Origin of the sequence: Kitasatospora sp. NPDC059722 (assembly GCF_042733235.1) — a bacterium.
GTDB lineage: Bacteria > Actinomycetota > Actinomycetes > Streptomycetales > Streptomycetaceae > Kitasatospora.
Genome location: NZ_JBHWGD010000011.1, coordinates 1 through 21,641, shown reverse-complemented (window position 1 = coordinate 21,641; position 21,641 = coordinate 1). Strand labels below are relative to the sequence as shown.

At 73.1% G+C, this 21,641-nt stretch carries 17 protein-coding genes and 1 pseudogene; 11 read left to right on the top strand and 7 right to left on the bottom strand.

All coding sequences use genetic code 11. The annotated features are described in order from the left end of the window. The first annotated feature begins 104 nt into the window (after positions 1–104). The 5 genes from ACFV4F_RS09380 to ACFV4F_RS09360 all read left to right on the top strand — a co-directional run bounded on the left by ACFV4F_RS09380 (position 105) and on the right by ACFV4F_RS09360 (position 5,242). The gene (locus ACFV4F_RS09380; RefSeq protein ID WP_380501250.1) at positions 105–1,043 is read left to right on the top strand and encodes a kinase; all 939 of its coding nucleotides are present in this window, start codon (positions 105–107) and stop codon (positions 1,041–1,043) included. Then, complete coding sequence (locus tag ACFV4F_RS09375) at positions 1,033–3,297, top strand: pyridoxal-phosphate dependent enzyme (RefSeq protein ID WP_380501248.1); 2,265 nt, start codon at positions 1,033–1,035, stop codon at positions 3,295–3,297. The genes ACFV4F_RS09380 and ACFV4F_RS09375 overlap by 11 nt, the downstream gene beginning before the upstream one ends. Further along, positions 3,294–4,013, top strand: coding sequence for an AzlC family ABC transporter permease (locus tag ACFV4F_RS09370; RefSeq protein WP_380501246.1), 720 nt, complete (start codon positions 3,294–3,296; stop codon positions 4,011–4,013). Before ACFV4F_RS09375 ends, ACFV4F_RS09370 begins: the two co-directional genes overlap by 4 nt. After that, on the top strand, positions 4,013–4,312 hold the full coding sequence (locus ACFV4F_RS09365) for an AzlD domain-containing protein (RefSeq protein WP_380442896.1): 300 nt from the start codon (positions 4,013–4,015) through the stop codon (positions 4,310–4,312). The genes ACFV4F_RS09370 and ACFV4F_RS09365 overlap by 1 nt, the downstream gene beginning before the upstream one ends. A 186-nt stretch (positions 4,313–4,498) precedes the next feature. Beyond that, the gene (locus tag ACFV4F_RS09360) at positions 4,499–5,242 is read left to right on the top strand and encodes an alanyl-tRNA editing protein (protein ID WP_380442898.1); all 744 of its coding nucleotides are present in this window, start codon (positions 4,499–4,501) and stop codon (positions 5,240–5,242) included. 432 nt (positions 5,243–5,674) lie between these two features. Here the strand turns inward: ACFV4F_RS09360 and ACFV4F_RS09355 are convergent, their stop codons facing one another. Together ACFV4F_RS09355 and ACFV4F_RS09350 are read right to left on the bottom strand one after the other, a co-directional pair. Further along, positions 5,675–6,658: an aldo/keto reductase gene (locus ACFV4F_RS09355; protein WP_380501244.1), complete on the bottom strand. Its 984-nt coding sequence runs from the start codon at positions 6,656–6,658 to the stop codon at positions 5,675–5,677. A gap of 55 nt (positions 6,659–6,713) precedes the next feature. Then, a complete protein-coding gene (locus ACFV4F_RS09350) occupies positions 6,714–8,012 on the bottom strand; it encodes a cation:proton antiporter (protein WP_380501242.1) in 1,299 nt (432 codons plus the stop codon). 73 nt (positions 8,013–8,085) lie between these two features. Here ACFV4F_RS09350 and ACFV4F_RS09345 point away from each other — a divergent pair, with 73 nt between their 5' ends. Continuing rightward, positions 8,086–8,808, top strand: a complete 723-nt coding sequence (locus tag ACFV4F_RS09345) for a leucine-rich repeat domain-containing protein (RefSeq protein WP_380501240.1) — start codon at positions 8,086–8,088, stop codon at positions 8,806–8,808. A gap of 237 nt (positions 8,809–9,045) precedes the next feature. Beyond that, positions 9,046–9,363 (top strand): annotated as a pseudogene (locus tag ACFV4F_RS09340) (LLM class flavin-dependent oxidoreductase); the annotation flags it as partial. Positions 9,364–10,079: 716 nt separating this feature from the next. Here ACFV4F_RS09340 and ACFV4F_RS09335 read toward each other — a convergent pair. From ACFV4F_RS09335 to ACFV4F_RS09315, 5 genes are read right to left on the bottom strand one after another with little or no spacing between them, the layout of a single operon-like run. Further along, positions 10,080–10,943: an LLM class flavin-dependent oxidoreductase gene (locus ACFV4F_RS09335; protein WP_380501460.1), complete on the bottom strand. Its 864-nt coding sequence runs from the start codon at positions 10,941–10,943 to the stop codon at positions 10,080–10,082. Positions 10,944–10,963: 20 nt separating this feature from the next. Beyond that, a complete protein-coding gene (locus tag ACFV4F_RS09330; RefSeq protein WP_380501458.1) occupies positions 10,964–11,734 on the bottom strand; it encodes an ABC transporter permease in 771 nt (256 codons plus the stop codon). 55 nt (positions 11,735–11,789) lie between these two features. Further along, on the bottom strand, positions 11,790–12,698 hold the full coding sequence (locus ACFV4F_RS09325) for an ABC transporter permease (RefSeq protein ID WP_380442912.1): 909 nt from the start codon (positions 12,696–12,698) through the stop codon (positions 11,790–11,792). Positions 12,699–12,701: 3 nt separating this feature from the next. Next, entirely contained in the window at positions 12,702–13,889 is a 1,188-nt protein-coding gene (locus ACFV4F_RS09320) for an ABC transporter substrate-binding protein (RefSeq protein ID WP_380501238.1), read from the bottom strand. 41 nt (positions 13,890–13,930) lie between these two features. After that, complete coding sequence (locus ACFV4F_RS09315) at positions 13,931–14,992, bottom strand: ABC transporter ATP-binding protein (protein WP_380501236.1); 1,062 nt, start codon at positions 14,990–14,992, stop codon at positions 13,931–13,933. Positions 14,993–15,185: 193 nt separating this feature from the next. Here ACFV4F_RS09315 and ACFV4F_RS09310 point away from each other — a divergent pair, with 193 nt between their 5' ends. The 4 genes from ACFV4F_RS09310 to ACFV4F_RS09295 all read left to right on the top strand — a co-directional run bounded on the left by ACFV4F_RS09310 (position 15,186) and on the right by ACFV4F_RS09295 (position 21,550). Then, the gene (locus ACFV4F_RS09310; RefSeq protein WP_380501234.1) at positions 15,186–16,718 is read left to right on the top strand and encodes a PucR family transcriptional regulator; all 1,533 of its coding nucleotides are present in this window, start codon (positions 15,186–15,188) and stop codon (positions 16,716–16,718) included. A gap of 121 nt (positions 16,719–16,839) precedes the next feature. Continuing rightward, the gene (locus tag ACFV4F_RS09305) at positions 16,840–17,391 is read left to right on the top strand and encodes a DUF3592 domain-containing protein (protein WP_380501232.1); all 552 of its coding nucleotides are present in this window, start codon (positions 16,840–16,842) and stop codon (positions 17,389–17,391) included. Between the two features lie 129 nt (positions 17,392–17,520). Beyond that, positions 17,521–18,696, top strand: coding sequence for an FHA domain-containing protein (locus tag ACFV4F_RS09300; RefSeq protein ID WP_380501230.1), 1,176 nt, complete (start codon positions 17,521–17,523; stop codon positions 18,694–18,696). Positions 18,697–18,799: 103 nt separating this feature from the next. Then, a complete protein-coding gene (locus ACFV4F_RS09295) occupies positions 18,800–21,550 on the top strand; it encodes a protein kinase (protein WP_380501228.1) in 2,751 nt (916 codons plus the stop codon). Positions 21,551–21,641: the final 91 nt, after the last annotated feature.

Below are 21,641 nucleotides of genomic sequence, written 5' to 3'. Positions count from 1 at the left end.
CGCCCGGCGCCGCACGGCGACGGACGATCACGGACATCCACCGACGGCCACCGACGCTCAATGACGGCCGATGACGCTCAATGACGGTCAACGAGGAAACCATCATGTTCATACGGAAGGAAGCGGGCATCGGGGTCGCCAACGGCACCTTCGGGGAACTGCTGCAGGGGATGCTGCTGGAACGCCAGCGCCGCTTCCTGGTGACCCTGCCCATCGACGCCTGGTCGACCGCGGTCTTCCGGGCCACCACGACCACCGACGAGATCACGGTCAGGCCCACCTGGAAGCACAAGTCCCGGCACCTCGCCACCCGGATCCTGCGCGCCCACGGGTACATCGGCGGCGGGACCCTGGAGCTCGACTCCGCGATACCCGAGGGCAAGGGACTGGCCAGCTCCTCGGCCGACCTCGTCGCCACCGCCCGCGCCGTGGCCGACACCCTGGGGATCACCCTCGCCGAACCCGAGATCGAGTACTTCCTGCGCGGGATCGAGCCGTCCGACGGCGTCATGTACGCGGGCGTCGTCAGCTACTACCACCGCGAGGTGCGCCTGCGCGAGCGGCTCGGCTTCCTGCCCCCGCTCACCGTCGTGGCCCACGACCCCGGCGGCACGGTCGACACCGTCGGCTTCAACCGGACGGTCACCGCGCCGACCCTGCGCGAACGCCGCGAGTACCGCGACCTGCTCGACACCCTGAGCACCGCCGTGAGCTCCGCCGACCTCGCCACGATCGGCGAGGTCGCCACCCGCAGCGCCGAACTGCACACCCGCCGGCTCCCCCGCCCGGACTTCGAGGAACTGCACCGGATCTGCCGCGACCACGACGGCCTCGGCCTGGTCGTCGCCCACAGCGGCACCGTCCTCGGCATCCTCCTCGGCGAACACGGCGCCGACCCACCGCGGCTCGAACAGGTCCTCGCCCGCTGCGCCCGCCTCCCGGGCACGGTCGAGGTCCACCGCACGCTCGGCAAGGCCGATTACGACACCCCGCGCCCCTCTGTCCACCACGCCGGCTCCATCGGAGGAGACTGTGCTCTTTGACAGTGTTGTCGACGCGATAGGCCACACCCCACTCGTCCGGCTGCGCCTCGACGCGCCCGCCGGCGTGGAGGTCTTCGCCAAACTGGAGTGCCAGAACCTCTACGGGATGAAGGACCGGGTCGCCCGCACCATCATCCTGACCGCCAAACGGACCGGCGCCCTGCCCGACGGCGCCGCGATCGTCGAGAGCTCCTCGGGGACGATGGCCCTCGGCGTGGCCCTCGTCGGCCGCGCGCTCGGCCACCCCGTCCACATCGTCACCGACCCGCGCATCGACGACATCACCCTCGCCAAACTGCGCGCCCTCGGGTGCGAGGTCCACATCGTCGAGGCCATGACCGGGACGGGCTGGCAGGGCGCCCGCCTGGAGCTCCTGGCCCGGCTGCGCACCGAACTCCCCGGCGCGTTCTGGCCGGACCAGTACGGCAACCCCGACAACCCGGCCGGCTACCGCGCCCTGGCCGCCGAACTGCTCGACGACCTCGGCGGGTTCGACGTGCTGGTCGGCTCGGTCGGCAGCGGCGGCTCGCTCTGCGGCACGGCGCGGCAGTTGCGGACCACCCTGCCCGAGCTGCGGGTCGTCGGGGTGGACTCCGTCGGCAGCGTCCTGTTCGGCCAGCCCGACCGGCCCGGACGCAAGCAGAGCGGCCTCGGCAACAGCCTCATGCCGGGCAACCTCGACCGGCGGCTGATCGACGAAGTGCACTGGCTCAACGACCTCGAAGCCTTCACCGCGACCCGCGACCTCGCCCGCGACCAGCAGATCTTCGCGGGCAACACCTCCGGGTCCGTCTACCAGTTGCTGCGCCACCTGGCGGCCCGCGCCGCGCCGGGGACGAAGATCGTCGGCATCCTCCCCGACCGCGGCGACCGCTACACCCGCACCATCTATGACGACGACTACTGGACCGAACATCAGGTGGACCGACAAGTGCCCGCCACCGCACCGGTCACGATCACCCCGGGCCAGGTCGCCGAGCACTGGTCCCGCACCGAGGAGATCGAACGCTCCACGGACCGCCAGCGCCTGCTCTTCGTCGAGTCGAACACCACCGGCACCGGCATGCTCGCCCTCCGGCTCACCCGGGACCTCGGTCTCACCCCGGTCCTGCTCACCAACTCCCCCGAGCGCTACCCGGACGTGGCCGGCACCGGCTGCGAGGTGGTCACCTGCGACACCAACTCCGCCGCCGCACTGCGCGAGACCGTCCGCACCGCCTGGCGCCGGGAGGAGATCGCCGGGGTCGCCACCACGAGCGACTTCTACCTCCCCGCGGTGGCCGGACTCACCACGCTCCTGGGCCTGCCGGGGAACTCCGTGGAGAGCATGACCGCGTGCCGCGACAAGGCGGTCACCCGGGCCCGCCTGGCGCAGGCCGGCGTCCGGCAGCCGCGGTTCGCGGTCCTGGCCGACCCGACGGACGTACCGGAGGCGGTGGCCCGGATCGGCCTGCCCTGCGTGGTCAAGCCCGCGGACGACAGCGGCTCCAACAACGTGCTGCTCTGTTCGACGGTCGAACAGGCTGTCGCGCAGAGCCGGGTGATCCTCGCCGAGACGGTCAACGTCCGCGGGCAGGCCACCGCCGGCACGGTGCTCGTCGAGGAGTACCTGGACGGGCCGGAGTTCAGCGTCGAGACGTTCAGCCGGGCGGGCGAGGTGCACTGCGTCGGGATCACGCAGAAGCACCTGGCGGGCCCGCCGCACTTCGTCGAGCACGGCCACGTCTTCCCGGCCGCCGTGCCGCCGCACGTCGCCGACGACCTGGCCGGGGCCGCCCGGCGGGCCGTCCGGGCGGTCGGGCTGACCAGCGGCGCCGCCCACACCGAGGTCCGGCTCACCCCGGAGGGCGCGGCCGTCATCGAGGTCAACGGCCGCCTCGCGGGCGGGATGATCCCCGAGCTCGTCCGGCTCTCCACCGGGATCAACCTGCTCGAGGAGCAGGTCCGCGCCGCCCTCGGCCGCCCGCCCCGGCTGGACCGCGTCCCGGCCCGGGCCGCCGCCATCCGCTTCCTGCTCGCCGAGCGCGAGGGCACCTTCTCGCACGTCTCCGGGACCGAGGCGGCGCGGGCCCTCGAAGGCGTCCGCCATGTCACCGTCACGGCTCGCCCGGAACAGCGGGTGGAGCCCGCGAAGAACGCATACCATCGGCTCGGCTACGTCATCGCCGAGGGCGAAACCCCCGACGCGGCCGCCGAGTTGTGCGCCAAGGCGCACGACGAACTGACGATCGTGCTGCGAGAGCGGAATCCATGACCAAAGCGCAATCCACCGCGAGCCCGGTACCCACCGCCGACAGCTGGCCGCGGCAGAGAGCCGCCGTGCTGCGGGACGCGGTGGGCGTCGGGCTCGCGGTCGGCGCCCTGGGCCTGTCCTTCGGCGCCCTGGCCGTCGTCGCCGGCTTCTCGGTGCTGCAGAGCTGCGTGCTGTCCCTCCTGATGTTCTCCGGCGCCTCCCAGTTCGCCGTGATCGGCGTCCTCGGCGCCGGCGGCGCGGCCCTCACCGGCGCGGCGACCGCGACCCTGCTGGGCGTGCGCAACAGCCTCTACGGGCTGAACCTCTCCGCCCTCCTCCAGGTCAGCGGCCTGCGGCGGGTGGCCACCTCGCAGCTGGTGCTCGACGAGAGCTCGGCGATGTCCATGGGACGCGGCACCCGGCGCGAGGCGCGGCTGGCCTTCTACGCCACCGGCGCGGCCGTCTTCGTCTGCTGGAACATCGCCACGCTCGCCGGCGCCCTCGGCGCGAAGGTCCTGCCCGACCCGGAGGCGCTCGGCCTGGACGTCGCGTCGCCCGCGGCGTTCGTCGCCCTGCTGATGCCCCGGCTGCGCGAACGGCGGTTCTGGGCGGTGGCCGTGGCGGCCGCCGCCGTCGCGCTGGCCGGGGTGCCGCTTCTACCCGTCGGGGTGCCGGTGCTGCTCGCCGGCCTGGTCGCCGGCGTCGCCGGCCTCGCGCTGCGCAAGGAGAACCGCTGATGTGGACCGCGATCCTGCTCGGCAGCCTCGGCGTCTACCTGCTCAAGCTGGCCGGCCTGTGCGTGCCGGAGTCGGTGCTCAAGCGGCGGCGGGTCCAGGAGATCTCGGCGCTGCTGCCCGTCGCCCTGCTCGCGGCGCTGGTCGCCGTGCAGACCTTCAGCCGCGGCCACGACCTCGTCCTGGACGCCCGCGCGGCCGGCTTCGGCGTCGCGGTGGTGGCCGCGCTCCTGCGGGCGCCCTTCCTCCTCGTGGTGGCGCTCGGCGCCGCGACCGCCGCGCTGCTCCGGCTGGTGAGTTGACGTAGCGTCACGTGTTCGACGACGGACCGCGTATGCTCGGAGCGACTGGCGAGGCGCGGCCGTACGGGCGAGTTCGGGCAGGTCCGCGCGCGGGGATCGCCACGCGTACCGCAGAACTACCGCAGTGTCACCGGAAAGGAGAAGGAGCCGGCGGGCCCGGTCGGGCGACCGCGGCTCCAACTGCCCATGGGAATCGACCACCACGGCCGCACGCACCGGCTGGACTGGGAAGACGTCACGCTGAGGGAATGGGACTGCACGGTCCTGTGGTCGGATCCGGCCGATCCCGAGGCCGGGATCGTCCTGGACCGCTCGGCCTTCTACCCCGGCGGCGGCGGCCAGCCGCCGGACCACGGCGTGCTGATCTGGCAGGGCGTGCAGACCTCGATCATCGGCACCCGCAAGGGCGACGACCTCTACCTGCTGCCGGCCCCGGGCGACCCCGTCCCGCCCGCGGGCACCACCGTCACCGGCGCCCTCGACGACCAGCGGCGCAGTTCCCTGATGCGCACCCACTCCGGGCTGCACGTCCTGTGCGGCACCGTCTTCCGGGACTTCGGCGCCCTGGTGACGGGCAACAACATGGAGCCGGGCGAGGCCAGGATGGACTTCAACCTGCCCGAGGTCCCGCCGGGCTTCAAGCAGGCCCTGGAGGACGCCGTCAACGCGGAGATCTCGGCCGACCGCAAGATCGTGGTCCGCACCCTGCCCAAGGCGGAGGCCGAGGCCATCCCGGACCTCGTGCGCACCCAGTTCAAGGCGCCCCCGGACGTGCCCGAGGTCCGCGTGGTCGACATCGTCGGCCTCGACGCCCAGGCCGACGGCGGCACCCACGTCGCCTCCACCGGCCAGATCGGCCGCATCACCGTCACCAAGGTGGAGAACAAGGGCCGCCAGAACCGGCGCGTCCGCATCCGCCTGGAGCCCTGAGACCGGGCGGTTCGGGCGCCCGCGCCGACGGCACTCGCAAGAAAGTTCCCCTTCGCCGAAACCTTCGCGCCTTGTCATGACTGAAACACCGTCAGGGCGGGCATAACGATGACAGCCACCGACGGCCTCGGCTGAAGCTCCCCCACGAGCCCAACCGAGGCCTGGCCGGCGACCGGGCCTGGACGTGACTCCCCCCACGGAGTGGCGACCAGGCCCGCATGGTGTTCAACCAGCGACACGCAGCGTACATGCCATATCAACGTAACGCTACTGTGCCGCCGGATCGAGTGCCGCCGGGCCCGCCGGGAGGCCCCCTTCGCGACGCCTTCGGTGCCCCTGACCTGCGCGGACCCTCTGCGGCGCAGCGGCTGTTAGAGGTGCCCGCCCGGACGCGGCCGGGCTGAGGCACTGCGGCCCCAGGGCGGGCCGGCGTCACCAGCGGTCGTGCACCTGGGGCCGGATCCGGCGGTCGTACAGCTCCCGCACAGCGTCCAGGGTGGCCTCCGGCAGCGGCGCCAGGTCGGCGGCGGCCGCGTTGGCCCGCGCCTGCGTCACGTTGCGGGCGCCCGGGATCACCGTCGTCACCCCCGGCTGCTGGGTGATCCAGCGGAGCGCCGTCTGCGCCGCCGTGGCACCCTCGGGCGCGAGTGCGGCGAATTCGGCCGCCGCCTCGACGCCGGTCGCGAAGTCCACCCCGGAGAAGGTCTCGCCCTGGTCGAAGGCCTCGCCGTGCCGGTTGTAGGTGCGGTGGTCGTCGGCGGCGAACACGGTCTGCCGGGTGTAGCGGCCAGAGAGCAGCCCGGAGGCCAGCGGCACCCGGGCCAGGATCCCCACCCCGGCGGCCTCGGCGGCCGGCAGCACCCGCTCCAGCGGCTTGAGCCGGAAGGCGTTCAGGATGATCTGCACGCTCGCGACACCGGGGCGCGCGATCGCCGTCAGCGCCTCCGCGCAGGTCTCCACGCTGACCCCGTACGCGGCGATCCGCTCCTCCGCCACCAGGGTGTCCAGGGCGTCGAACACCTCGTCCGCGGAGTACACGGGCGTCGGCGGGCAGTGCAGCTGCACCAGGTCGAGCCGCTCCACGCCCAGGTTGGCCCGTGCCCGGTCCGCCCAGGCGCGGAAGTTGGCGAGGTGGTAGTGCTCGGGCCGCTGCTCGACCCGGCGGCCGAACTTCGTGGCGACGAACACCCCGGCGTCCGGGCGGCCCTTGAGGTAGCGGCCGATCAACTGCTCGCTGCGGCCGTCGCCGTAGACGTCGGCGGTGTCGAAGAGGGTGACACCGGCCTCCACCGAGGCGTCCAGCACGGCGAGGGCGTCCTCCTCGCGGACGTCCCCCCAGTCCGCGCCGAGCTGCCAGGTACCGAGTCCGACGATCGAGACGGGACGGCCGGTGCGGCCGAGTACGCGCTGTTCCATGACGCGAGCCTCTCACGCCGCACGGCGCGGCACCCCGCGCCGCCCCGGCCGGCCGTCACTCCCTCGGCGCCCCCGCCCCCTCGTGTCCCGCCCCCTCGTGTCCCGGGGCCGCGGCGGTCGCGACCGGCTCGGCGGACCGGCTGTTCAGGAGCCGTGCGATGGCCACCGACCCGGCGCCGTGGATCAGGATGCTGCCCAGCACCGTGAGCGTCATGGTGTCCAGGGCGGTGACGGCGCGCGGCCCCTCCGGGAGGCCGTTGAAGGCGAGCAGGCCGAACACGATCGACGTGGTGCCGCGCGGACCGAGCGCGCCGACCATGAACCGTTCGCGCCAGCTGAACTTCGAGCCGAGGAACGCGAGCAGGACCGGCACGATCCGCACCACGGTGAGCGCGGCGACGGCGACCACGACGATCGACCAGTCGACGCCCTCGCTCACCGTCAGCACCACGGCGTTGCCGAAGAAGAACCACATGCCCATCGTCATGATCGAGTTGGTGTCCTCGATCAGCTGGAAGTCCGAGGCGTCGGGAGCCGAGGCGCCGTGCCGGCGGACCGGCGCCTGCCGGATGAACCGGAAGGCGATGCCGCACACGAACGCGGCCACGAAGCCGTTCCCGTCCACCGACACCGTCACCGTGTACGCGATCAGCGGCGAGACGAGCACCATGATCCGCCGCGACTGCGCCGTCATCCAGCGCGCGCCGTCGGCCCGGTTCATCAGCCACGCGATCAGCGCCCCCAGCAGGAAGCCCGCCAGGACGGCCTTCACCGCCGCCGGCACGGTCGTGCCCAGCGCCTCCGCGGGCGTGCGCGCCTCGGAGTGCGTCCCGGCCAGGATCAGCGCGAACAGGAACAGCGGCGACACGATGCCGTCGTTGTAGCCGCTCTCCACGTTCAGCACACCGCGCACCCGCGCCGGGATCCGCGGATCGCGCACGAGGGTCTCGGCCGGGGCGAAGTCGGTCGGGACGATGATGCACGCGATGAGCAGCAGCACCGCCCACGGCATGGCGGGCAACAACAGCCACCCGAGCAGCACCATCAGACCGAGGCTCAGCGGCATCGCCACCAGCAGCGCCCGCACCGCCGACACGGGGTCGTTGCCGAACAGCCGCCCACCCGGCAGCTCGGTGGCATCGACGAACAGCAGGACGGCCAGGATCACCTCGGCCACGTGCTGCGCGACCTCGGAGTCCATCGTCGCCGCGAGGTGACTGTGCGTGAACACCCCGGTGAGGACCCCCGCCAGCACCAGCACCAGCGGAGCCCGCACGTGCCACTGTTCCAACCGCCCGGCGACCAGCGACCATGCCGCCACCACGCTGGTGATCACGATTAGTACAAAGATCATCGTCGAGAGGGTACCCCACCAAGGTGTCGACACAGCCCGACCACCGCCCGTGCCCATCCGTATCGTGTACGCCATGGCGAACGAGGCAGATTCGAGGACGTCCGGCAGCGCATTCCCCCGTCACACCTGCACGTGCTTCGAACAGTCCCGGGCGACCAATCGGCGCCGCGTGCGCTTCCACGACGACCGGCAGGACACGTCGTCGCCGGCCTGGCAGCACCTGCTGACGCTGATCGAGGAAGCGGCCGCCGACGGACGCGAGGTCTTCCGGCCGCTGGCCGACATGAGTCCGGAGCAACGGCGGCAGATCATCACCCTGCCGCCCACGATCGCGAAGCTCACCGCGGTCAGGCATTTCGACCTCTACGGCAGCAACCTGGTCCGCATCCCCCCGGAGATCGGCGCCATGACCGGCCTGGAGGAGTTCACCCCGTACACGTCGTACCGGCTGCACTGGTTCCCGTACGAGCTGACCAGGTGCCCGAACCTGAAGCGGAGCACCGTGAGCACGCGCGCCTTGTACGGGAACGAGAAGTTCCGCCCACCGTTCCCCCCGCTCCGGTCCGGCGGCGAGGGGGCGGGCAGCACGTGCAGCGTGTGCGCACGGCCGTTGGACGGCATCGGGATCCACCGTGCATGGATCTCCCTGCGGGTCGCCACCGACGTGCTCCCGCTCCTGGTCGACGCCTGCTCCGAAGCCTGCGTCCAGGCTCTTCCCACACCTCCGGACGGCTACGTCCGAACCCCCCACCCGGGCGGCCCCGGGATCGACCAGTCTGCGGCCCAATACGCCTGACCCCCACCGCGGAGCGACGTCCGGCGCCGGCGTGCGGCTGTTCGCAGGACTGCCATCCGACTTTTAAGGGTGTCCATTGACCTGCTGGAACGGGCTCGCCACCATCGAGGCATGACCTTCGCGAGCTGTCGCCGTCCCCGGTAGTCACCCCACAGGCCGTTGCGGAACCTCGACCGGACCGAGGACCGCCATGACGCTCGCACTCGTCGCCGACCCCGCCCCGCCGTCCGCCGCCGACAAGCCGGACGCGGCCACCGCACGTTCGCCGGGACCGCCGAACAGGTCGCCGACACGATCGAGGAGTGGTTCCGCCACGGCGCGGCGGACGGGTTCAACATCATGCCCGCCGTCCTGCCCTCGGGTCTGGAGGTGTTCGCCCGGCGGGTGGTCCCGATCCTGCGCGAGCGCGGCCTGTTCCGCACCGAGTACACCGGCACCACCCTGCGCGACCACTACGGCCTGCCCCGTCCGGCCGGCCGCTCCGGCACCGCCGCGAGTCGAGCTGCGAAAATCCCGGCCCCAGGGCATCGCCGCCCTCGGTCATGTACCTTTTGAGCGCTGATGACTGACCGTTCATCAGATAGCTGATCCGATGACTGGCGCAGGGGCGTGACGTGGCTTCTCCTTCTTCCGACCCATGGTTGAAGCAGCACACCGTTCAGCTTGCCGCGGCGATCATCGCGGCCATGGGTGCGATCGCAGTGGCCTTCATCAGCGGCGCCTTCTCGCACCCTTCCTCGGCCTCGCGATCCCCCGGATCACCCATCGGAGTTTCGGTTCCGACCCCCACGCCGACCCCGGAACCGGCGTCGAGCCGGCCCCCGCCTTCTCCTGCTCCGGCAACTGCTCCGGCACCCGCCACACCAGGTGCCGGAGCAGGAGAGGACGGTGCGGACAGCTGGATCGCACAGCTCTACTCCGAACCGGTCTCCACGGGCATCGCCACTCGGGACCAGCGGCTGGCACAGGTCAGGGCCGACGTACCGACGGCCCAGGTCCTGCGGAGCGACGACTTCGCCTCACTGCGCCCCGGGTACTGGGTCGTCTACGACCCGGGTCCCTTCAGCGACGGTTCCGCGGCTCTAGCCTTCTGCGCAACACACGGCCGCATCGGCCAGGACCGATGCATCGGCCGCTTCCTGAGCCATCACGCCGCGGACTTGCCCTACCAGTGCTTTCCGCCGGCCGCCAACCCGTCCGGCTACTGCAGGCACAGTTGACGATGCAGGGGACCGTCTCATGCGCGGCCCGAGCCGGCGGCGGGCGGGTCGTCAGAGCACCGGCGGGCCGGCCTCGATGCGGCGCAGGACCGGGGTGAGGCGGTCGAGGTCGGGGCCGGTCTGGAGCCGGCGTTCGTCCCACCAGGTGGCGCCGGCGTCGTGGAGGGGGCCGATCAGGTCCCTGGCCCTGGCCGCGTCCGGGGGTGTGGCTCCGCCGAGCACGAACTCGAACGGGCGGTCGGGCTCGGCCGTGCGCTGCTCGCGGACGTAGCCGATCAGGTCCCGCACCTCGGCCGCGTCCGGCACGTGGCCGTGCCGGGCGCGTTCGAAGAGCGGGACCGCGCCGTCGAAGCGGGCCGCGCGGCGCATGGGTGGGCGGCGCGGCCAGAAGCCGCCGATCCAGACCGGCGGGCCGGGCCGCTGCACGGTGGCGGGCAGCAACGTCACGTCGCGGGCCTCGTAATGCGTGCCCCGGTGGTCCACCGGGGTGCCGGACCAGAAGCGCCGCAGCAGGTCCAGGCCCTCGTCGAGCCGCTCGGCCAGGACGCGCGGGTCGGCGGTGTCGCCGAAGCTGCGGTACTCGTCGTCCACCGGGCCGCCCAGGCCCGCGGCGAAGACGACCCGCCCGCCGCTGAGGTGGTCCAGGGTGGCCACCTGGCGGGCGAGTTGCTGCGGGCGGTAGCGCGGGACCGGTGTCAGCAGGGTGCCGATCCGGATCCGGGTGGTCGCGAGCGCGGCCGCGGTCAGCAGCATCCAGGGGTCGCCGAACGGCCGTCCCTGGTGGTGCCGGTGCAGGACGTGGTCCCAGACGAACAGCCCGTCCCAGCCCGTGTCCTCGGCGGCCACGGCCACGGTCGCGACGTTGCGGGGATCGGCGAAGTCGCCGAAGTTGGGGATGTTGACGGAGAAGCGCATCCCCGTGCGTTCCGACGGGATCACGACCGGCCTCCAGGGGTGTCGGCGGAAAGGCGTTGGGCGAGGTACACCGGGACGACCGAGAGCAGGACCAGGACCGCGGCGATGACGTTGACGACGGGCGCCTGGTTGGGCCGGGCCAGGTTGGCGTAGATCCACACGGGGAGCGTCCGGACGCCGGGGCCGGCCGTGAAGGTGGTCACCACGATCTCGTCGAAGGAGAGCGCGAACGCCAGCAGCGCGCCCGCCAGCAGGGCGGACCGCACGGCGGGGAAGGTCACGTAGCGGAAGGTCTGGAAGGTGTGCGCGCCGAGGTCGGCGGAGGCCTCCTCGGCCGAGGGCGACATGCGGCGCAGCCTGGCGACGACGTTGTTGAACACGACGACGATGCAGAAGGTCGCGTGCCCGATGACGACGGTGAGCAGCCCGAAGCCGATGCCCGCCGGGCCGAGGACCGTGCGGAAGGCGGCGTTGAGGGCGATGCCGGTGACGATGCCGGGCAGGGCGATCGGCAGGATCACGAGGAACGACACCGTCTGCCGGCCGAAGAAGCGGTGGCGCTGGACGGCGAAGGCGGTCATGGTGCCGAGGACGAGCGCGACCAGCGTCGCCCCGGCGCCCGCCTGCACGGAGGTGACGAGCGCGGTGCGGGCGCCGTCGGACTGCCAGGCCCGGACCCACCACTCGGTGGTGAGTCCGGTCGGCGGCCAGGCGAAGGAGCGGTCCTTGTTGAGCGAGTTGACCAGGACCAGGAGCAGCGGCAGGTAGACGACGGCGAGGCCGGCGATCATGGCCGTGCGCAGCGCGATCCGGGCGCGGCGGGAGAGGATCACTGGTGTTCGCCCCCTACAGCGAGTCCAGGGCGCCGGTGCGGCGCACGGCGAGCAGGTAGCCGACGATCATCACCACGGGCACGCAGGACAGCGCGGCGGCGAGCGGCAGGTCGAGGGTCACGTTGTCGGCGATCGCGGTGCCGAGCATCTGCGTCTTCCCGCCGACGATCCGCACGGCGATGTAGTCGCCGAGGCTCAGCGAGAAGGTGAAGACGGAGCCGGCGAACACCGAGGGCAGGACCTGCGGCAGCACCACCGAGCGGAACGTCCGCCCGGCGGAGGCGCCGAGGTCGGCGGAGGCGTCGAGGAGGTTGGCCGGCAGGTTCTCCAGCCCCGCGTAGACCGGCAGGATCATGTACGGCAGCCACAGGTACGCGAGGACGACGACGACCGCCGCCGTGCCGTACCCGGGGCTGGACAGCCCGAGCGGCGCGCCGAGCCAGTCCAGCACGCCGCCCTGGCCGAGGATGACCCGCCAGGCGTACGCCTTGACGAGGTAGCTGGCCCACAGCGGGGTCAGGACGGCGACCACGAGGAGCTTGCGGGTGCGCGGGCGGGCGATCCGGGCCATGTAGAAGGCCATCGGGAACGCCACCACGGCGTCGATCACCGTGACGGCGGCGGCGATGCCGAGCGTGCGCAGGGCGATCGCCCGGTAGACCGGCTCGGTGAGGACGGTGGTGAAGTTGGCGGTGTTCCAGGTCCGGACGACGTCGGAGGTGAAGTCGTCGACCGTCCAGAAGGCGGAGAGGAGCAGGACGGCGAGCGAGCCCAGGTAGGCGAGCACCAGCCAGGCCATCGGCGCCGCCAGCAGCAGCGCGAGCCGTAGGCCGGCGTGCCGGTGCAGGACGGACGCCGCCCGGCGCAGGCCGCCGCGCCGCCCGGGTCGGGCCAGGGGCGGGGCGGCCACGTCGGTCGTCACCGGTCAGCCCTTGATCTCGGTCCAGGCGGCGGTCCAGGCGGCGTAGTCGGTGCAGGGGGTGCTGCGGCCGTCCAGGCAGTTCTTGACCGGGGTGGTCCAGTAGTAAACGTTCTTCCAGTACGGCTCGTCGGTGGCGTGGAAGGTCGTGCAGAAGTTCTTGTCCGCGGTCTGGTCGCAGGCCTTGGCGTTGGCCGGGGCCTCGCCGAACCACTCGGCGACCTGGGCGTTGGCCTTCGGCGAGACGATCCAGTTCATCCACTGGTAGGCGCAGTTCGGGTGCGCGGCCTTCGCCGACACCATCCAGGTGTCCGACCAGCCGGTCGCGCCCTCCTTCGGCAGCACCGCCTGGACCGGCGCCTTGTCGGCCTGCGCCAGGTTGGCGATCACCTGCCAGGTGGTGCCGACGACGGTGTCGCCGGTCTTGAAGGAGTTCTCCGCCTTCTGGTAGTCGCTCCAGTACTCGCCGACGGACTTGTGCTGGGCCTTCAACAGGTCGACGGCCGCCTTGAGTTGGGCCTGGTCGAGGGCGTAGGGGTTCTTGATGCCGAGTTCGGGCCTGGTCTTCATCAGGTAGAGCGCGGCGTCGGCGATGTAGATCGCGGAGTCGTACGCGGTCACGTGGCCCGCGTACGACGAGGCGCCGTCGAAGACGACGCTCCACGAGTCCGGCGCCGGCGAGACCTTGTCGGTGCGGTACATCAGCAGGTTGGCGCCGCGGCCGTGCGGGATGCCGTACATCCGGCCGCCCACCGAGTTCCACGGCTGGTTCTTGAGGCCCTCGAAGATATCCGCGTAGTTCGGGACGAGGCTCGTGTTGACGGGGGCGACGTCGCCGGAGGCGATCAGGCGCAGCGTCGCGTCGCCGGAGGCCGAGACGGCGTCGTACTGGCCGGTCTTCATCAGCGAGACCATCTCGTCGGAGGTGCCGGCGGTCTTCGTACTGACCTTGCAGCCGGTCTGCTGCTCGAAGGGGTGGACCCAGTCGACGTTCTTGTCGTCCGAACCGTCCTCGGCGTAGCCGGCCCAGGCGACGAGGTTGACCTGGCCCTCGCCGGCGCCCAGGGACTGGAGCATCGGGAGCTTCGGCGGGTTCGGGCCGTGGGCGCCGGTCGTCGCGGTGTTGCTGCTGCAGCCCGCAAGCAGGAGGACCGCGGCGGTCGTCGCGGTGCGGGCGATCGAGGGGATGCGCATGGGGTGTCTCCGATCTTCAGGGGAGAGGAACTGCGGGTGGACTACCGGCCGACGCGCACGGTGTGCTTCCGCTGCCAGGCCAGCACGACGTCCGTGCCCCGGTGGCGGACGACGTCGGCCGAGCCCTCGTCGAGGTTCTGCCGGACGGCGGTCAGCCGCCCGCCCGCCTCCAGGTCGACCAGGAACCGGGTGTGGCCGCCCGCGTAGACGACCTCGGCCACCCGCCCGGTCGCCGACAGCTCGTCCGGCCCGGCGGGATCGTCCGGGTGCGCTATCCGGATCTTCTCCGGCCGGATGCTGAACGGCCCCGCCTCGCCCACGACCTGCTCGGCCGCCGCGCCGTCCAGCAGGTTGGAGATGCCGACGAAGCCCGCGACGAAGGCGGTGGCCGGGTGCTCGTACACCTCGGCGGGCGGGCCGACCTGCTCGATCCGCCCCGCGTTGAACACCGCGACGCGGTCGCTCATCGTGAGGGCCTCGTCCTGGTCGTGGGTGACGAACACGAAGGTGATCCCGACCTCGCGCTGGATCCGCTTGAGCTCCGCCTGCATCTCGTGCCGCAGCTTCAGGTCCAGCGCGCCGAGCGGCTCGTCGAGCAGCAGCACCTTCGGCCGGTTCACCAGCGCCCTGGCGAGCGCCACCCGCTGGCGCTGGCCGCCCGAGAGCCGGGCCGGGCGGCGCCGCTCGAAGCCGTCGAGCCGGACCATCGCGAGCGCCGCGCGCACCCGCCGCGCCCGTTCGGCCTTGGGCACCCGGCGGACCATCAGTCCGTAGCCGACGTTCTGCTCGACCGTCATGTGCGGGAAGAGGGCGTAGTCCTGGAACACCGTGTTGACGTCCCGGTCGAACGGGGCGAGTCCGGTGACGTCCGCCCCGCCCAGCAGGACCCGGCCGGCGGTCGGCGACTCGAAGCCCGCGATCATGCGCAGCACCGTGGTCTTCCCGGAGCCCGACGGGCCGAGCATCGCGAAGAACTCGCCCTCGCCGATCTCCAGGTCCACGCCGTCGACCACGCGGACCTGGCCGTCGAAGCTCTTGGCGAGCGCTTCGAGCCGGACCGCCGCGGGCGGCGGGGCCGGTCGGGGCGCGTGGTCGTCGCTCATCAAGTCCTGCGGCCTTCCTGGTCGGTGTCCCGTCGTCGCTGCCGTGCGGGTGGCGTGCGGGTGGCGTGCGGGTGGGTGTCATGCAACGGACGAACGGCTCGGCGCTCGGAAACCTAGGGGGATTCCCCCGATCCGGCTATGGACGCCCGCACGGTCTTCCGCCGCCGAGTTGTGCGGCGCTACAGTCCGGCGCATGTCGGTGACCCTGCGCGAACTTCTTGGGGAAGAGGCCCTCGGCCTGCGGCTGTGCACCGGCCCGGCCGGGGCCGAACGCGTCGTGCGCTGGGTCGCGGTGACCGAACTCGCCGATCCCACGCCGTGGATGACGGGCGGCGAGCTGCTCCTCACCACGGGCCTGCGGCAGCGGACCGCCGCCGCCCAGACCGCCTTCGTCCAGCGGGTGGCCGCCGCCGGCGCGTCGGCGGTCGGCTTCGGCACCGGGCTGAGCCACCCGACCGTCCCGCGGGCGACGGTGGCCGAGGCCGGGCGGCTGGGCCTGGCCGTCCTGGAAGTCCCGTACGAGACGCCGTTCATCGCGGTGAACCGCCTGGTCGCCGAGCGGATCGCGGCCGAGGACCACAGCGCGCAGCGGCGGCTCGTCGACCAGCACGACCTGCTGGTCCAGGCGCTGCTGGGCGGCGAGGGCCTCGGCGCGCTGCTGCGGGTGCTGCGGCGGGCGTGCGGGTCCGAGGTCGCCGTGCTCGACCGGCACGGGACGGTCCTCGCCGCCGCCCCCGAGCGGTCCGACGCACTGATCGAGGAGGTCCGGGCGGCCGGGCCGGACCTCGCGGAGTCGCCGGGTGGCCCGGTCCGGCTGCCGGTCCAGGTCGACGGGATGCTCGCGGCGTTCCTCTGCCTGCGGTCGGCCGGCGACGCCGCGGACGTGCTGCCGTACGCGGTGCGGCTGGTCGGCCTGGAACTGGCCCGCCGGCAGGCCCACCTGGCCGGGCGGCGGGAACTGGCCGGCCAGGTCGTCGAGGACATCGTCCGGGACGTGATCGCCCCGGCCGCCGCCGAGCGCAGGCTCGCCGCCTTCGGGCTCGCCGCCAAGACCGCCCACCGGGTCGTCCTGGGCAGCCTCGGACCGGACGGCGGAGGGCCCGCGGCCGACCGACGGCTCGCCCGGCTGCCCTGGCTCACGTCACCGGCGTCGGGGCACCCCGACTCCCCCGAACCCGTGCTCACCGCCGTCGTCGACCGGTACCTGGTCGCGGTGGTCCCGCAGTCCGCCCCCGTCGACGCCCTCGCCCGGCGCTTCGGCACCGCCCTCTCCGGCCTCGACACCCGCGCCTCCGTCGGGATCGGCGGCTGCTACCGGGGCGTCGACGGCCTGCGCTGGAGCTGGTTCGAGGCCCAGGCCGCCCTCACCCGCGGCCCCGGCATCCACACCGGCGACCCGCTCAACCTGCCGCGCCTGCTGCTCTCCAGCCCCGATCTGCCGCTCAAGCAGCTCGCCACCGAGGTGCTGCGCCCGCTCACCCGCTTCGACGAGGCCAACCAGGCCGACCTCGTCACGACCCTGCACGCCTACCTGGCCGCCGACTGCTCGGTCCAGGCGGTCGCCGACCGCCTGTACGTCCACCGCAACACCGTCCGCTACCGCCTGGACCGGATCGAACGCCTCACCGGCCGCTCCCTCCAGTCCATGCAGGACCGCTTCCAGCTCTGGCTCGCCCTCCTCGCCGCCTTCCCCGACCGCGAGCCGGCGAACTCCCGGCCCGACTGACCGGCTCCGGCTGACCGGCTTCGGCCGACCGGCTCCGCCGGGCGGGAACCGGATGGCGCCCGACGTCCGTCCTGGACACCGGAGTTCATGCGTTCGACTGGCATCCACGGGGGGATGGAGAGTGTCGGAGAGCGGCAATTTCATCGGAGTGTTCTTCGTCATCGTCGGACTGGTGCTCGCCGGGGCGGGCCTGGCGTCGGCGATCGGCGTGGCCGGCGGGGCCAACCGGCGGGCGCGGATCCTGCAGGACGGAGTGCCGGCCGAGGGGCAGTGCCTGGAGACCTTTGTGACGGTCGAGCGGCGGGTGGGCTCGGACCTGTCCGACCCGGGCCGCCACGTGCGGCACACGATCATCGGGTTCCGCACCGCGGACGGCCGCGACATCCGCATCGAGGAGACGTCGGGCGTACCGCGCGTCGTCGGTGACCACGTGCCGGTGCGCTACCTGCCCCTCGAACCGCACGTGGCGATGGCGGTCGACCGCAGCCCGGCCGGACAGGCGGCGGCCTCCGGCGCGAAGGTAGCGATGGGAGTGGTGTTCATGGTCGTCGGGCTGTTCGTCGTCGTCGTCGGCATCGGCATCGCGTCGGGCGGTTTCGACTCGGGACCGCCGCACGTCCCCGGCTTCCCCGCGCCGCAGCAGCCCGGCCCCGGGGGTTACGACTTTCCGTAGAGCCGGCGGGTCGCGCAACCGCACGGCAGGGGTGACACCCGGCGGGATCGACCAACTGCCCCTTGCCGCGCGCCCGATCCGGCTAGCCTCGTACCACCGGTCGGGGCGCGGGAGCGTGCGGGAGTGGAAGTGGCCAGTGATCAGCCGCAGTTCCGGCGGATGGAACGTCATCTGCGCGGCGGCGCCGAGGACGTCGACTACCTGATCGACCTGTCGAACGTCGTGCGGGAGACCGCGCTCGGCGGGGAGGCGCCCCGGGCGCTCGGGCGGCTGCGCCTGGTCCTGCGCGCCCTGCGGGAGTTCACCGGCGACGACCGGGTCACCGTCCACGCGATCGCCGACGACAGCCTGATGCGGCCGGAGTCCGACGGGCAGTACCCGCACCCGGACGAGCCGCGCCTGCTGCGCGAGTGGCGGGACCGGGGGCTGATCGCCTCGGTCGGCACCGCCGACCTCGACCTGCTCGAACAGGCCGACGAGTACCGCATCAGGGTCGTCAGTGGCGACAACTTCATCGGGCACCGGGCGGAGCACCGGTGGATCCAGGGCAACCGCGACCGCTTCCTCAAGCCGGTGCGCCCGCACGGCGGCCCGGTCCGGCTCGTCCTGCGCGACATGCGGGTCTACTCCGACCGGGAGATCTCCCGCGAGGGCGAGAAGGACCGGCTGCGGGGCGACGGGATGCTCTTCGAGGGCCGGCCGCGGCGCAAGGTGCTGGAGCGCTCCTGGCGCTGCCCCCTGCCGGGCTGCCACCCCGCCCCGGCCTTCCGGCGCCGGCGGGTGGTCTGCCGCACGCACGGCACGCTGCTCACCGACAGCGGGCCGCGCCGTCCCCGCGTCCAGCTGAAGGTCATGGTGGACGGGCAGTGCCGGGCCTGGCACAACCTGGTGCAGGACGAAAGCGTGGAGTTCGTCCTCGGCCGGGCCAACCTCGACCGCATCGAGCCGTGCCACCTCGCCGAAGAGCGCCGCAAGCCGATCAGCCGCGAGCACTTGGTCCTGGCCTCCCGCCGGGGCGCCCTCCAGGTGCTCGACACCAGCCTGGCGGGCTGCGCGATCCGCACCGCCCGGCCCGGCGCACCGCCCACCGCCTGGACGGACCTTCCGCGCCTGCGGGAGGAGTCGCCGCAGCGCCCGCGGCAGTCCCTGTTCCGCCCCTTCGGCCCGGACGACGAGATCCTGATCGCCCCCGGCGTCGTCCTGTGCCGCAGCGGCCAGCAGTGGCCCGGGGAACGCCCCGAGGCGGTGCCGGCCAAGGCACCCCGGCGCTCGCCCACGGCGGACGAGCCCACCCGGCCGGGCTGAGCCGGAGCGGACGGGCGGACCCGGAGCGGACGGCGGATCCGGAGCGAACGGCGGACCCGGTCCAGGCCGGCGGAACAGTCAAAGAGGCGACGAGGAAGAAGAGTTGGAACACCTCTGGAACACCGATCCGGAGCGGATCGGCCCGTACCGGCTGTACGGCAGACTCGGTGAGGGCGGCTACGGCATGGTCTACTACGCCCGCCGGATCGAGCCGGGCGACTGGGCGGGGCGCGAGGTCGCGCTCAAGGTGATCCGGCCGGACCGCCTGGCGAGCGACCAGCGCACCTACCGCGAACGCTTCGTCCGGGAGGTGCGGGCGGCCCGCGCGGTCGGCGGCCGGCACACGGCCAGGGTCGTCGACGCCGACACCACCGCCGACGAGCCCTGGTTCGCCACCCGGTACATGCGCGGCATCGACCTCCGGTCGGCGCTCCGCGCCTGCGGCGGCCCGCTGAAGGGGCGCACCTGGCAGGTCCTCGCGGTCGGGCTGGTCGACGCGCTGACCCGGATCCACGCCGTCGGCCTGGTCCACCGGGACCTCAACCTCTCGAACGTCCTGCTGGACAGCCACGGCCCCTGCGTCATCGACTTCGGCATCGCCCGCGACCTCACCCGCACCGACGGGACCGCCCTCACCGGGGCGGGCAACCCCGGCACCCGTGCGTTCTCCTCGCCCGAGCAGCTGAGGAACCGGCCGGTGGAACGGCCGGGAGACGTGTTCTCCCTCGGGCTGGTCCTCGCCTACGCGGCGCTCGACCGCCATCCGTTCGGAGCCGGCTCCGAATCGGAGATCACGGCCGGCATCCTCGCCGGCCGGCCCCGGCTGGACGGCCTCCCGACGGCGGTCGCCAAGGTGGTCCGCCCGTGCCTGGAACCCCTCCCGCAGAACCGGCCGACCACGGACCGGCTCGCCGCCCTGCTGCCAGCCGCCGAACCGGACGTCACCGGCTGGCTGCCCTCCGCCGTGCTGGCCGCCATCGTCGACCGCTGGCAGGTCGCGAACGAGCTGCGCGAGCCGCTGCGCCGCCGGCCCGCGACCGCGGGTCCGCGGCCATCGCTGACCGTGCCGCCGACCGCGCCCGGCCTCTCCCCCACCGCCGACGACTGGAACCGCGAGGACCACGACCTCGCGGCGTCGCCGACGGGCGGCGGACAGCGGCAGGGGACGACCCAGCCGCCGACGGCGGCGAAGCAACCGGCCGCCACGCAGCCCGCCGTGAAGCAACCGGCGGCGAAGGGGACTGCGGCGAAGCAACCCGCGGGCAAGCAAGCCGCGGCGAAGCAACCCGCGGCCGCCCAAGCCGCGGCGCCGAAGGAGAAGCCCGCCAGGCCGTACGCCGGCGAGCCCGGGGCCAAATGGCGGGCCGCCGCCGAGGCCGGGAACGCCAACGCGATGCGCCAGGTCGCGCTGGCCGTGCGGGCGACCGGTGACCTCCAGGCCACCCTCTACTGGCTGCTGCTGGCCGCCGGGGCGGGCAACACGACCGCCGCCCGCGAGGCGGCGCAGCTGATCGAACGGTACTTCCCGCACCGCGGGCCCGAGGCCGTCACGCTGTACCGGTCGGCCGCGCGGGCCGGCGAGTCCCAGTCCATGATGCGCCTCGGCACGCTGGCGGAGGCAGAACCGGGCGGCGCCGGACGGGCCGAGGCGCTGGTCTGGTTCGAGCGCGCCACGGCCAAGGGCTCCAACCAACAGGCCACCGACGCCGTGGCCCGGCTCAGAAGCACCCGGCCCAAGACCGGCGTCTCCTGGCGCGAGCGGGCGCTCCTGACCGCCTACCAGGACGCACCGCCGGGCAACGAGGGCGCCACGGCGTTCGACCTCGCGAGCTGGTACCACAAGGAGACGCGCGTCCCCGAGGCGCTGCACTGGTACCTCAAGGCCGCCCGGGCCGACCACGCGCACGGCATGCTGCTGGCCGCGGAGCTCCTCGAACAGACCGGCCGGGCCGAGCAGGCGCTCACCTGGTACCGGCAAGCCGCCGAGAAGCGCCACCCTGCGGCCGGCAAGGAAGTGGAACGGCTGAGCAAGGGGCTGGAGCGCGCCCCCGGGCCCTCGGGCGCGGCGGCGAAGGCGCCTGCCAAGGCACCGGTGCAGACACCCGCGAAGAAGCCCGCCAAGAAGGCCGCCGCCGCCAAGACGTCCACGCCGGCCAAGGGACCCGCAAAAGCGCCCGCCAAGGCGCCGGCGAAGGCGCCCGCGAAGGTGCAGATCCCCTCCACGTCGCTCTCCGCCCGGGAGCAGGCGCAGTTCCACGAGCTCAACGGCCATCCGGCACACGCACTCACCTGCTTCCTGGCGGCCGAGCAGCAGGGTGACCCCACCGCACCTCGCGAGGTCGCCCGCCTCTCACTGGCACTGCACGAGACCGCCACCACGAGCGAGGAGCGCAAGCGGCTCAGAAGGGCGGCCGTCAAGCGCTACCGCGCCCTGGCCGAGGCCGGCGACCGCGCCGCCGCGTCGATCATGGCCACCCTCGACCCCGCCCGCACCCGCCACTGGCTGGAACAGGCGGCCGCGGCGAACGACGCCGGGGCGATGCGGAAGCTGGCCCGCCTCCACCTGGAGTCGGACACCGCCCAGGACCACCGGATCGCGCTCGACTGGCTCCACCGCGCCGGCGAGGCCGGCAACCTGGGGGCGATCCTGGACGGCGCCCGCGCGCTGGAGCGCAACGGCTCGTACCGGGCGGCCATCGAGTGGTACGGCTGGGCCGACGAACGCGGCCACCCCGGCGCGGCCGAGCAGGCCGCCCGGATCGAGGCCGAACACCCCTTCGCCGCGGCGCTGCGCCTCTTCTCGAAGCGGACCTGGCTCCGCCAGCGGGACGACCGCACGGGTCGGAACACCTAGTACTCCAGTGAGAGTTCTCCGTTTTCCCTGGTCAGCGGCCTGGTGGTCGGGAGTGTAGCCGGGCCGTGCCGGGGGCGGAGGGGTGTTCGCC